Origin of the sequence: Nitrosomonas sp. JL21, assembly GCF_009833095.1 — a bacterium.
Classification (GTDB): domain Bacteria; phylum Pseudomonadota; class Gammaproteobacteria; order Burkholderiales; family Nitrosomonadaceae; genus Nitrosomonas.
Map to the genome: position 1 here is coordinate 1 of NZ_QRCB01000033.1, position 12461 is coordinate 12461.

9 protein-coding genes and 1 pseudogene are annotated in these 12461 nt (G+C 46.8%); 3 read left to right on the forward strand and 7 right to left on the reverse strand.

What is annotated here, in order from left to right:
• The 3 genes from ABF87_RS10620 to ABF87_RS10630 all read left to right on the forward strand — a co-directional run.
• The coding region (locus tag ABF87_RS10620; protein WP_160829104.1) for a hypothetical protein at positions 1–237 on the forward strand (237 nt) is incomplete at its 5' end.
• An 896-nt stretch (positions 238–1133) separates the two neighbouring features.
• Positions 1134–1310: a single-stranded DNA-binding protein gene (gene ssb, locus ABF87_RS15075; protein ID WP_240143637.1), complete on the forward strand. Its 177-nt coding sequence runs from the start codon at positions 1134–1136 to the stop codon at positions 1308–1310.
• Between the two features lie 692 nt (positions 1311–2002).
• Positions 2003–2218 (forward strand): hypothetical protein, encoded by a 216-nt coding sequence (locus ABF87_RS10630; protein WP_160829105.1) that lies wholly within the window; start codon positions 2003–2005, stop codon positions 2216–2218.
• A gap of 75 nt (positions 2219–2293) precedes the next feature.
• On the opposite strand, the pseudogene ABF87_RS10635 reads toward ABF87_RS10630, so the two are convergent.
• The 7 genes and pseudogenes from ABF87_RS10635 to gnd form a co-directional block, all read right to left on the reverse strand.
• A pseudogene (locus ABF87_RS10635) lies at positions 2294–2917 on the reverse strand (methylated-DNA--[protein]-cysteine S-methyltransferase); the annotation flags it as partial.
• A gap of 176 nt (positions 2918–3093) precedes the next feature.
• A complete protein-coding gene (locus ABF87_RS10640; protein WP_160829106.1) occupies positions 3094–4395 on the reverse strand; it encodes a glucoamylase family protein in 1302 nt (433 codons plus the stop codon).
• A gap of 102 nt (positions 4396–4497) precedes the next feature.
• A complete protein-coding gene (gene pgm, locus ABF87_RS10645) occupies positions 4498–6234 on the reverse strand; it encodes a phosphoglucomutase (alpha-D-glucose-1,6-bisphosphate-dependent) (RefSeq protein ID WP_160829107.1) in 1737 nt (578 codons plus the stop codon).
• A gap of 196 nt (positions 6235–6430) precedes the next feature.
• Positions 6431–8482 carry a transketolase gene (tkt, locus tag ABF87_RS10650; RefSeq protein WP_160829108.1) on the reverse strand — a complete coding sequence of 684 codons (2052 nt, stop codon included), beginning with the start codon at positions 8480–8482 and terminating at the stop codon, positions 6431–6433.
• A gap of 16 nt (positions 8483–8498) precedes the next feature.
• Positions 8499–9593, reverse strand: coding sequence for a transaldolase (tal, locus tag ABF87_RS10655; RefSeq protein WP_160829109.1), 1095 nt, complete (start codon positions 9591–9593; stop codon positions 8499–8501).
• 86 nt (positions 9594–9679) lie between these two features.
• Positions 9680–11104, reverse strand: a complete 1425-nt coding sequence (gene zwf, locus ABF87_RS10660; RefSeq protein ID WP_345789906.1) for a glucose-6-phosphate dehydrogenase — start codon at positions 11102–11104, stop codon at positions 9680–9682.
• Positions 11101–12123, reverse strand: a complete 1023-nt coding sequence (gene gnd, locus ABF87_RS10665) for a phosphogluconate dehydrogenase (NAD(+)-dependent, decarboxylating) (protein WP_160829110.1) — start codon at positions 12121–12123, stop codon at positions 11101–11103. The genes zwf and gnd overlap by 4 nt, the downstream gene beginning before the upstream one ends.
• Positions 12124–12461: the final 338 nt, after the last annotated feature.

The following is a 12461-nucleotide window of genomic DNA, read 5'->3' on the forward strand; positions in this document are numbered from 1 at the left end:
CCGGAACTAGTTGACCACTACAGTTTCCCAGGCAAGGCTAAATGGCTTAAAGATCAAGGCGGCCTGCTCTGGCAAATCAACCGACCAAACAATCCTCACGTAATCAAAACCGGCCATTCAAGCGGATTACCGATTGACCCATCGTTCATTGATGAAGATATCGTCAATGACGGCGATGTCGATGACCTGTGCAATAGCATCGCTGAATTGCTTGAGAAACTGGACGGCGCGTCATGAGTACATTGCCGCCAGATATGAAAAATTTCCGTGCGAACAAAACCTATTCGTTGGGTATTTTGACATTATCAGTAATCAACCTAGTGGCTCTACTTGCTCTGATCGCGCACATGGATGAGCAACTACACTAGGCGCGAATAGGGCAGATCAAAGCTGCCGAAGCTGTAAAGAAAATATGCGGCTAGTTGATTTATAGACTAACAAATGAGAATGGAAATCATTTGCAAATATGGAATATTCGTATATAATTAGATCCGTAGCAATGCTTAGCCCTATTGCTACTTTCATGGCTCACAAGAGCTTGTCGCACCTTGACTACGGGTTAAAGCAAATATCTTGTAAGTATTTGAAATTTCCTAATCCGCACCAGCCAGCGCAGAGAAATCTGCGTAGCCGGATGGCTGGAAGTGTTACACCCCCGGTGAGTCCTCTCTCCCTCTCTCTCTTCCCCCTACTCGCTCACCGGGTTCTTCTTTAGTGCACAGGATTTCCAGGTCTGCACGAAATTAAACATATTCAAAACCCCTCAGTACTTCCGAAATGAGATTAGTCGTTTGCTCGGCGAATCAATCTTCAAATGCAAAGTAATCCCGTTCCCAATCAAGGACAAACGCCTCAAAACCATAGGGGCTCAATCATGAACCACCTAATGCTAGGTTCTCAGAAAGCAAACATGCTGGACATGAGTCGTAAAGGAAGAATCAATGACAAATCTCTACTTAATCTCAGACCTGGGCAATTATGGGTACGTGGGGCAGGGAAAATTTCAAATAAGGAAATATTAAATGGCATCAGTCAATAGCGACCATCATCGGAAACTTAGGGCAAGACCCTCAAATTCGATACATGCCTGATGGCGCACAGGTTGCGGCAATCTCAATCGCCACCACAGAGAAATGGAAAGACAAAAAAACTGGCGAGGTGCAAGAAAAACAGATTGGCACCGAATTGTACTCTACCGGAAATTGGCCGAGATTACCGAGAAATACCTGAAAAAAGGCAGTTCAGTTTATATCGAAGGCCGACTCGAAACAAAGAATACACCGATAAAGAAGGCATCAAGCGCTATATAACCCATATCATTGCGACACAATGAAAATGCTCGGCAGCAAGCAGGAAGGCCAGAACGCACAAACTCCAACCCAAGCAGGAGCAGGCAGCGCTAACGAAAACAGTTTCAAAAACATGGACGATGACATCGCATTTTGATGATTATTCAGATCTTGACCCAAAACCTCAGAGCCGCGGATATATCCATCGCGGCAAATATGGAACGCCAGAGCATTGCAGGACACAAACTGAGAACGATCTATGTCCAAAATGTAAAGTGAGAAAGAAGAGTGTCACTAAAACAAGCATCACGAAATCGATATGTGCCCAATGTGCGAGAGAATACCAGAATGAATTTTACGCCAGTGGGAGGAAAAAACGATGTGTCGCAAGGCTTTAGATATTCTCATTATCATGCTGTGCAGTTTTTTTGCTTTGAGGGTCATTGAATGGATGAGATTCATTCTATAAGCTTGGTTCAAACTGTAGATATAAGGACAAAATGAAATGAGCTTTATCGAATGGCCGTGTGAATTGTTTTTTAGTGTTTGTACCTTTTTAGTAGCGACAAAGGCTTTATTAGCATTGATTCTTTGCGTTATCGCGAGCGCGATGATTTTCATCGTAATAAAACAAATAATCAAGGATTTGAGGAAATAATTTGATATGAGACACTTTCTGGAAAAGCATTGATGGAACTACTGGAGCAGCCGAAATGAAAAAAGCGACCTTCGCACCGGCCACGGACCACCCTGTTGTACCAAAATCAGCGATTGGATTAACTAATGAGCAGTTAAAGTTGCAGATCAATGAAAAGCCAGTCCATCAAGATGTAATCACATTCAGATACGTTGCAGAACGTTATATAAAAGAAGTAATCCCTCATAGGGCATTTAATACTCAGCGAGACAATTACAAGGAATTAATCTGACTGTATAAATTCTTTGATAATCCCCCTGCCCCATCGGATATCCGGTAATTCTCAGGTAGCGCAATGTGCAAGCAATTACACGGGTATTCTCGATTGATATTCCCGCCGCAACAGTTCAGCTTTGCGTTCCACGCCCCAACGATAACCGGATAATCCGCCGTCGGAGCAGACGACCCGATGACATGGAATGGCTACCGCCAAGGTATTGGCCGCACAGGCGCCGGCAACAGCGCGTACAGATTTTGGTGCGCCGATGCGTTGGGCGATGTCCGTGTAACTGACTTTCTCGCCGACCGGGATTTGCCGCAAAGCTTGCCAAACCCGTTGTTGAAAAGCGGTGCCGCGCATATCTAATGGCAAATCCAGGCCAATCGCCGGTGCTTCGACAAAGCCAATGACTTTGGCGATCCATTGTTCGAACTCGTTATCGCCGCCGATCAGTTCAGCCTGGGGAAAATGGTCTTGTAATTCCCGAGCCAAGCGGTCCGGATCATCGCCTAATGCAATGGCGCAAATCCCGATTTCACTGGCCGCCACCAGAATAGAACCAAGCGAGCATTCGGCTAAGGCAAAGCGGATTCGGCTATTGGTTCCGCCGGCACGATAATCGGTTGGCGTCATGCCTAACAGTTGAGGCGATTGTTCATAAAAACGGCTGTTGGAATTATAACCGGCATCATAGATGGCCGCTGTGACCGACTGACTTTTCGTGAGTTGGTTGCCAACTGAGGGAATCAGCTGATGCAGCTTGACTCAAACTAAAAAATCTCCGGAAAAGCCGGACCGATTCAAAAATCTTAAACAATGTCTTAATGAGTTTCATTGCAAGTTCTTCCGATCAGCTTACCATCCTGAAGATTTGTATTCTGCAAGAGTTATAACCAGCCTCCTTTGAAGCCAGCTCTATGCAAGCCAATGATTATATATGAACAATTTCGCATCAATTGCCAAACAAGTTCCGTACGATAATTTTCGATCATTAATACGATCGGCCCCTGATTAATCCCATAATGCCAAGGCGATATCCATCCATAAGGAGAGTTAGATTTTTCTGAATAGGTGGGATTAAAAGTTGCTTTGAAACCATAGGGATTGGAGTTTGTTAAATTTATCTGATTAATGCAAAAATCCAGAGTAGGGAGTACGATCTCATGTGCGAATGGTAGCGATGCTACCACAGCCCATGGCGCAAGAGTTCCATCATCAGGGCCATACGGTACGCCTCGACCTATGTAATCAAAAAAATGACGTTCAATACCATCTATCTTCATAGTATTAGGGCCCGGACCATCACTTGCAGTAATTCCCCAGCAGCATTCATCGTACCCTTTGAAATTAAATGGATTATCTATCGCGTATTTTTGCTGCACATATGTGGCGCGGCGACTATTCTCAAAATAATCAATTCCCTTAATTCGCATAAACGCATCTTGAATATTCCTAAAATCAATCCAGATATGTGAAAGCTGGTGCGTGAATAACGGACCAGCATATAAATAGTCATATCCGTAACAATGTTCCCACCGATAAGTCGAAGTCCACGCGGGATTATAAGAACTCTCAGGCAATGGATGATCAGGCGAACCTAATCCCAGGATATATAACAACATCGCTTCATCATAACCTTCCCATCGGTATTGGATGAAACCGCTTTCGGGTTTCCAACCATGTGTAACTGTTGTTCCCCCATTTTGGGCCCACTGCCAATCTGCTCGGCGATAAAGAGCATCAGCAAGATTACGAATTTCATTTTCGTCCTTGGTATTGGTAGAAAAGTACATTCCTGCAGTTAACGCACCAGCCAGCAGAAAAGCGGTATCTACAGTTGACAGTTCGCATTTCCACGCACGTTGTCCAGTTTGCATATCTAAGAAATGATAATAAAAACCCTTATAACCGGTAGAGTCAGGCTGGGGACCTTGCGGGCTGTTCCAGAAGAAACGTAACGTGATCAGCGTTCGCTCGATCGCAGCGGAGCGGGTCATAAATCCACGCTCAACCGCGACAGGGTAAGAAGCTAATGCCATACCTGTGGCAGCAATACTTGCGGACCACCCGGTTGCGGTTTTGTCAACCACTAGGCCATTTGCTCGATTTGTCTCATGCAAAAAATAGCTGAATGATAGACGTTGCAGCTTGTCCAGTTCGGCATCAATTGTTAGATTTTTATTGCTCATGGTTTCTATGGATTTGTTGATTTGGCAGAAAGTCAAAACGTGATATTAGCAAGGGTTACCAACTGGAGTGGGGAATGAAGTGCATTTTCCCATTCAAAATGGTTATTTTCGAGAATCCTTGATAGAGGGCGTAGATTCTGCAAGAGCATTGGTAACTATATTGCGAGCTTGCTTGATGATGCATCGTAGATGATCCATGCTCCGAAAGCTTTCGGCATAGATCTTATAAATATCTTCAGTTCCGGATGGGCGCGCTGCAAACCACCCATATGCTGACATCACTTTCAGTCCGCCAATAAGTGCGTTATTGCCCGATGCGCGAGTAAGGATACTCTGGATTCTTTCATCAGCTAACTCTGTCAATTTAATTTGATGAGGTGAAAGTCTAGAAAGTTTTTCTTTTTGCTCTGGAGTTGCTGGCATCTCAACCCGATCATAAAACGGCTCGCCAACATTCAGCGCCAGTTGATGGTAGATTTCTCCTGGATTACGACCTAGGCGCGCCGTCATCTCAGCCGCAAGCAAAGCCGGAACAATTCCATCCTTGTCTGTGGTCCAGACTTCGCCATTTCGACGCAGAAAGGATGCGCCTGCGCTTTCTTCGCCGCCGAATCCAAGAGAACCGCTCAACAGACCCTCGGCAAACCACTTAAAGCCTACTGGAACTTCATATAATTTCCGCCCGAGTTTTTCTGTCACACGATCGATCATCTGACTGCTGACCACTGTCTTACCAATCGCTGCATTTACACTCCACTGCGGCCGATAATTGAAGAGATAAAAAATTGCTGCAACAAGGTAATGATTAGGCGGTAATAATCCTACCTCCGGGGTGACAATCCCATGTCGGTCATGGTCAGTATCACAAGCGATCGCGATATCAAAACAATCCTTCTGATCGATTAGTCTTTGCATTGCATAAGATGAAGAAGGATCCATTCGGATTTGACCATCCCAGTCTAGCGTCATGAACTTGAAAGTGGAGTCGACGACTTCGTTCACTACAGTAAGATTCAATCGATAATGTTCAGCAATCGGTCCCCAATAATGCACTCCGGCACCGCCCATAGGATCCACGCCGATTCTGATACTTGCGCCCCGAATCATATCTATATCGATCACACTGTCGAGGTCATTGACATAACTGTTCATAAAGTCGTGCCGATGCGTGGTATCAGCATGTTGAGCCCGTTCAAATGGAATTCTTTTTACTCCTTGTAGACCGCGAGCAAGAAATGTGTTGGCTTTGATCTCGATCCATTTGGTAACGTTGGTAGCGGCAGGTCCACCATTCAAAGAGTTATACTTAAAACCGCCATTATCAGGCGGATTATGCGACGGCGTAATTACAATGCCATCTGCAAATCCTGAATTTCTGTCTCGATTGTAGATAAGTATGGCGTGAGAAATCACCGGAGTGGGAGTGTATTCCTGCCCGGCTGCTAACAAAACTTCTACATTGTTGGCTGCCAATACTTCAAGTGCACTGATAAAAGCAGGCATAGAGAGTGCATGCGTGTCCCACCCGAGATAAAGAGGGCCACTGATACCGTGTTGTCTGCGGTAATCGCAGATAGCCTGGGTTATCGCCAGAATATGCCACTCGTTGAAGTTTTTTTCGAAGGAGGAACCACGATGCCCTGAAGTTCCGAAAATGACGCGTTGCGACTGGACTGAGTAATCAGGAACTTCATAATAAGCCTTCCTAAGGCTGGATGGATCTATCAATAGGCAAGCAGGAGCCTGTCTTCCTGCAAGATGACTTACAGGATGCCCGTTCAGTGAGAGCGATTCTTCAGATAAATGAGCGAATGGCGAAATCAGAACTGGCCATGTCATGGAACCACCTCAGCACCTATAGCGATAATTTTCCTATCAGTGGCAGTTTTTGCCGACTTTTCCAACGCACTTGCTGTAGTCACAATCAAGATAACATGCATAATCTTCTTCCTCGATTGAAGTCAGCAATGTGAATATCTAACTTCAGAATGTCGGGCAACTAACCGGCATCAACTATAGCCCTCGAGTACTGTCATCAAGCCAAAAGAGCCTTGGCACGGATGCAAATATTGTCGACAGTAAAACCGTACTCGGATAAAACTACAGAGGCCGGGGCAGATGCTCCGAAGCGTTCGACGCTGATCATGTCGCCTCGGGCACCGATGTAGCGATCCCAGCCTTGAGACACTCCCAGTTCCACTGCAAGTCGTGCCTTCACCGAAGGAGATAACACGGCATCGCGTTCCGCTTGCGGTAATATGTCAAATAATTCCCAGCTCGGCATCGAGACACAGCGCACTGCGATACCCTGTATCTGCAAACATTCTGCTGCCGCCACGATCAAACCAACCTCGGAACCACTGGCAAGTAAGATCAAATCAGGTTTGCCACTAGGTGCATCACTCAGCACGTAAGCACCCCGGCGCAAGCCCTCTGCAGCGGCGTACCGAACACGGTCGAGCGTGGGCACTTCTTGGCGAGTCAGTGCCAATATCACGGGCCGATTGCGTGTTTCTACAGCAACGCGCCAAGCAACGGCGGTTTCATTAGCATCGGCGGGACGGATTACGATGAGGTTCGGGATTGCTCGCAGGCTTGCCAGTTGTTCCACAGGTTGATGAGTCGGACCATCTTCTCCTAATGCAATGCTGTCATGTGTCAATACGTGCACTACGTGCAGTCCCATCAATGCCGCCAATCGAATAGCAGGCCGCATATAATCGGAGAAGATCAGGAAAGTCGATCCATAAGGAATAAACCCGCCATGAGCCGCCAAACCATTGACGATCCCACCCATCGCATGTTCCCGAACCCCGAAATGCACATTGCGTCCGCCATAGCTCCAGCTCGTTTTCTCGGAATCTTGTGAATTAACGCTTTTTGTCGATGGCGGATTAAAATCCCCCACGCCCTTCAGAGCTGTTTTGGTCGATGGATCAAGGTCGGCTGATCCACCGATCAGAGCCTGTAGCCTGGGTGCAATAGCATTCATTACTTTGCCTGATGCAACACGCGTAGCCAGCCCCTGCGCGTCAGCATCAAATACTGGGATATCTGTATCCCAACCCAACGGCAGTTCATCATGCATACGACGCTGAAGCTCCTCAGCCATCTCAGGGAATTCCCCAGTGTAAGCCTCCAACGACTGGTTCCATGCATTTTCTTTCTGAGCACCTCGCTCTACCGCTTGGCGGAAATGGAAGAGTACCTCGTCTGGAATCAAAAAATCTGGTTCGACTGGCCAGTTCAGATTCTGCTTGGTCCGATGCACGTCTTCCGGACTAAGCGGAGAGCCGTGCGCCTTGAAACTGTCTTGCTCCGGTGAACCATACCCGAGATGGGTGTGAATCAGGATCAGTGTCGGTCTGTTATTTTCTGCACATGCAGCGGTGAGCGCGGCATCAATTGCTGCGAGATTATTGCCGTCAGTTACCGATACAGTATGCCAGCCATAAGCTTCAAAACGTAGCGCACAGTTCTCTGAAAAAGTGATGTTGGTAGGGGCTGAGAGGGTGACATGGTTATCGTCGTAAAGGCACGTGAGCTTGCCAAGCTTGAGGTGACCTGCCAGAGAAGCAGCTTCGGAAGCTATTCCCTCCATGAGATCGCCATCACTGACGAGCGCAAAGGTACGGTGATCAATGACGGTGTGATTGGGCCGGTTATAGCGTGCCGAAAGCTGCGACTCCGCAATTGCCATTCCTACCGCATTGGCAAAGCCCTGTCCCAATGGCCCAGTGGAAATTTCCACACCCGGTGTGTGACTGCGTTCCGGATGCCCCGGTGTTTTGCTGCCCCATTGACGAAAATGTTTGATATCGTGCAGCGAGAGATCATAGCCGGTCAGATGCAATAAACTGTACAGTAACGCAGAACCGTGCCCAGCCGAAAGTACAAAACGATCGCGATTGAACCACTGGGGGTGGCGCGGATTGAATTTAAGCCAGCGCGTCCATAGTATATATGCCATCGGGGCAGCGCCGAGAGGAAGACCGGGATGGCCGCTGTTAGCCTTCTGAACCATATCCAGTGATAGAAAGCGAAGAGTATTGATGCACATTTGGTCGATTTGCGCCGTAGCTGACATGGGTTTATCTTCTCCGTCAAGAATTGTGCATAACTGCGTCACTTTTAGACGCAATGCATTTCATCAGGTTATCCCAGGATGTTGCGAAAGATGTCGTTCCTTCACGCTGAAGCTGGGCGGCCAACTCTTCATCATTAACCCCTTGTTGATTAAATTCGGCAATTATCGCTTCGGCCTTTTCAGCAGAATCGTTATCAATCGATAGCATATTTTTTATCTTGCCGTGTTCGGCAAAAGCCAATAACGTCTTCTCAGGCATGGTGTTGATAGTGCCAGGTGCGGCGAGTGCTTCGATGTAAAGAGTGTCGGAAGCTGAAGGGTCCTTCGTGCCTGTGCTACCCCATAGCAGGCGCTGGGGTTGAGCACCCGAAAGAGCCAGTTTCTGCCAACGCTTTGACGCGAGCAAATCGTGATAAGCTCTATAGATGCGTGTGGCCATGGCAATACCTAAATGATTGCCGATAAAATCACTCTTCATGATGTTTTTGGCAGCTACATCCCAGCGGCTGACAAAAATGGAAGCAACGGAAGCGACTGGAGGAAGACCCGCGGCTATGCGCCTTTCGATGCCTCGCATATAAGCTTCGGCCGCCGCGATATAGTGTTCACGTGAAAACAATAATGTAACATTTATGGGTATTCCCATAAAAATTGATTCTTCTATCGCCGGAATCCCTGCGGATGTTCCGGGAATCTTGATGAAAAAATTGGGTCTCTGCGCCTGCGCATACCGCTGTGCCGCTGCTTTAACAGTGCCAATAGTGTCATTAGCCAACAGAGGCGAAAGTTCCAGCGATACCCATCCATCAATTCGGTTGGTATTCTGATGAATCGCCAGGAAAAGATCTGCTGCCTGAGTTAAGTCTTCTAGGGCGAGCTCAAAGAACAATGCTTCCCCTGATTTACCGGTTAACACTTTTTGACGAATCGCCTCATCGTAATAGTCGGTGTTCAGAACGGCATGTTCGAATATTGTTGGATTTGAAGTAAGGCCCGTTACCGAAAATTCATTGATATAGCGAGCGAGCGTGCCGCTTGTTAGCAATCTACGGGTAATATTGTCGAGCCAGAGACTCTGACCAAGATTGTGCAATTGTTCTGTAGCATTCATATTTCTTCCTTTTCCTGATGTCAAAACATAGGAATTACAGCTACCGCCCTAACCTTGCGTCATCGTTTAATTAAGCAAATTAACTTTTACACAGGTTTTTTATTCGCTTCAATGAGTTTAGGAATATGCCAACCGCCCATGTTTGAAATAAGGGCGTCTGCTTCCGCCGGACCCCAACTGCCAGGCTTATAAAGTTTAACTGGCTGATGTATGGAGAGAATTTCATCTAGTACAGCCCAGGTTGCCTCCACTGCATCTTGGCGAGTGAAGAGTGTGCCGTTTCCAGTCAGTGCGTCGCTTAAAAGCCTATCATAGGGCGCTTGTTCATCTGGTTGAGCATTAAGAAGATAAAGCTCTTTCTGATCACCAATGAATTCCTCGCCGACGCGTTTGACGCGAGCGGCTAATGCGATAGCAGGGCACGGAGATAACTGAAACCTCAAATAATTGGTATTACTCATCGATGGCCATGCATCGTCAAACAATTTCTGCGGAGGCGCTTTCAGCTGCACCACGACTTCTATAACACTTTCTGCCAACAATTTACCCGAGCGAAGATACCAGGGTACCCCTCCCCAACGCCATGAATCGATGAATAAACGCAAGGCGCAATATGTCTCGGTATCAGAATTTTTCGCCACACCTGGTTCCTGGCAATAGCCTTCAAATTGGCCTCTGACCAAGTCGTCAGACTTTACTGGACGCATTGCTTGAAAGACCTTAACTTTCTCATTTCTATGAGCTTCGATCTCATGACCTGCCGGTGGCTCCATCGCCAACAGAGCGACTATCTGAAAAAGATGATTTTGAACTACATCACGCAGGCATCCTACTTCATCGTAGAAACTGCCTCGTCCATCAATACCAAAATCTTCTGCCAGGGTAATTTGAATATTGGCTACGTAATTCCGGTTCCAGATCGGCTCCAAGAAAGAGTTAGCGAATCGAAAATAAAGGATGTTGGCAATCGCTTCTTTACCGAGAAAGTGGTCAATACGAAAAACCGAATTTTCCGGGAAAACTGAATGTATAGTGTGATTGAGTTCTTTTGCCGATGCCAGATTACGCCCGAACGGTTTTTCTACGATGATACGAGCGCGCTCTGACAATCCTGAGGTACCCAGTGCTTTTATGATGAATTCAAAAGACGTTGGCGGTATAGCGAGATAGAAAGTAGGATACCGTATTCCTTGAAGGCTGTTTTTAAGTGACTGAAATGTTTCTGACTTTTTATAATCACCATCTACGTAGTCAAACAACGAGAGCAATCGATCAAGCACATTTGAATCGGGATTTTCAACTACAGTATGAATACTATCTTTTACGCGTTCTCGCAGCTGCGTCAAAGTCCATCCAGAAAAACCGATGCCTATGATAGGAATCTTGAATGCGCTTCGCTTGACCATTGCATACAGTGCCGGAAATATTTTTTTATATGAAAGATCGCCGGTAGCACCAAATAACACCAGGGCATCGGACGGTAATTGGTAGGAATTTTGCTGCCTCATCATTTATTATCGCTTTGCTTTTCAATATGCCCACCAAATTGATTACGCATGGCTGAAAGAATGCGATCAGCATAATCGGCTTTTCCCCTGGACTCAAAACGCCCGAATAATGCTGCGCTAATGACTGGCGCTGGCACACCCTCATCAACGGCGGCGAGGGTCGTCCATCGCCCCTCTCCCGAATCCGATACCTGTCCTGAAAATTGCTTGAGGTCTGAATCTTCTACTAGCGCGGTCGCGGTTAAATCAAGGAGCCAAGAGGAGATCACGCTGCCTCGGCGCCATACCTCAGCAACTTTGGCGACATCAATTTCGTACTGATATGCTTCAGGATCCCGCAGCGGAGTGGTTTCGGCATCATTCGACCTCGAGTGCAGACCGACACTGGCATGTTTAAGAATATTGAACCCTTCAGCGTAAGCGGCCATTAATCCATACTCGATACCGTTGTGTATCATTTTCACAAAATGACCCGCACCGTTCGAGCCGCAATGCAAATAACCATATTCTTCAGTGCAGGGCATATTCTCGCGCCCCGCGGTACGGGGCGCAGCCTGCAGTCCAGGCGCAAGGCTTTTAAAAATCGGATCAAGATACTGAATGACGTCATCTTCACCACCTATCATCAGACAGTAGCCGCGCTCCAATCCAAATACACCACCACTTGTTCCACAATCGACGTAATGTATCTGCTGCAATTTCAGGGCCTTGGCGCGTTCTAAATCGTCCCGGTAATAGCTATTGCCGCCATCAACGATAATATCCCCGCCAGAAAGGAGCTTGGCCAGATCCGAGACAGTCTTGCCTGTAACCCCAGCAGGTACCATTATCCATACAACACGCGGCTGAGTGAGTTTGGAGATAAAATCTTCAAGTGAATAAGCATCTTGTATCCCAAAGCCAGCCAAGGACTTTACAGCGATCGGATCGACGTCATATACAACACAAGTATGGCCATCCTGAGTTAACCGACGCACAAGATTGGATCCCATTCGCCCAAGGCCAATCATTCCTAAGTGCATATTTTTTCTCCGTAAAATCTTCTAATCACATATTCATTTGCACTTGCTGCTTCTTTCATGCCGTACTTAAAGATCAAGCTAAATTGATACATGAAAATTTTCTTTGATTCAGTGCGGTAGCGAACGATAAAGCACGTCGCCGTAAATCCTCGCGGATTCCCGACGGCTATAGCTCGTGTGAACCTGTTGGCGAGTTTGACTTTGTTGGGTTGCTTTTCAATAGCCTGTCGTAATTCAACATCATCAATATAACGGAGGAAAAATCGGATTTTATGATCTGCCCAAAGGATTTAAGGGCTTGATATAATTTGTGCTGTTTCGAATAAGAATATCATCCC

Coding starts and splice junctions, on each gene's coding strand:
- ssb (WP_240143637.1), top strand. CDS start 1,134: ATGGAAAGACAAAAAAACTGGCGAGGTGCAAGAAAAACAGATTGGCAC.
- ABF87_RS10630 (WP_160829105.1), top strand. CDS start 2,003: ATGAAAAAAGCGACCTTCGCACCGGCCACGGACCACCCTGTTGTACCA.
- ABF87_RS10640 (WP_160829106.1), bottom strand. CDS start 4,395: ATGAGCAATAAAAATCTAACAATTGATGCCGAACTGGACAAGCTGCAA.
- pgm (WP_160829107.1), bottom strand. CDS start 6,234: ATGACATGGCCAGTTCTGATTTCGCCATTCGCTCATTTATCTGAAGAA.
- tkt (WP_160829108.1), bottom strand. CDS start 8,482: ATGTCAGCTACGGCGCAAATCGACCAAATGTGCATCAATACTCTTCGC.
- tal (WP_160829109.1), bottom strand. CDS start 9,593: ATGAATGCTACAGAACAATTGCACAATCTTGGTCAGAGTCTCTGGCTC.
- zwf (WP_345789906.1), bottom strand. CDS start 11,104: ATGATGAGGCAGCAAAATTCCTACCAATTACCGTCCGATGCCCTGGTG.
- gnd (WP_160829110.1), bottom strand. CDS start 12,123: ATGCACTTAGGAATGATTGGCCTTGGGCGAATGGGATCCAATCTTGTG.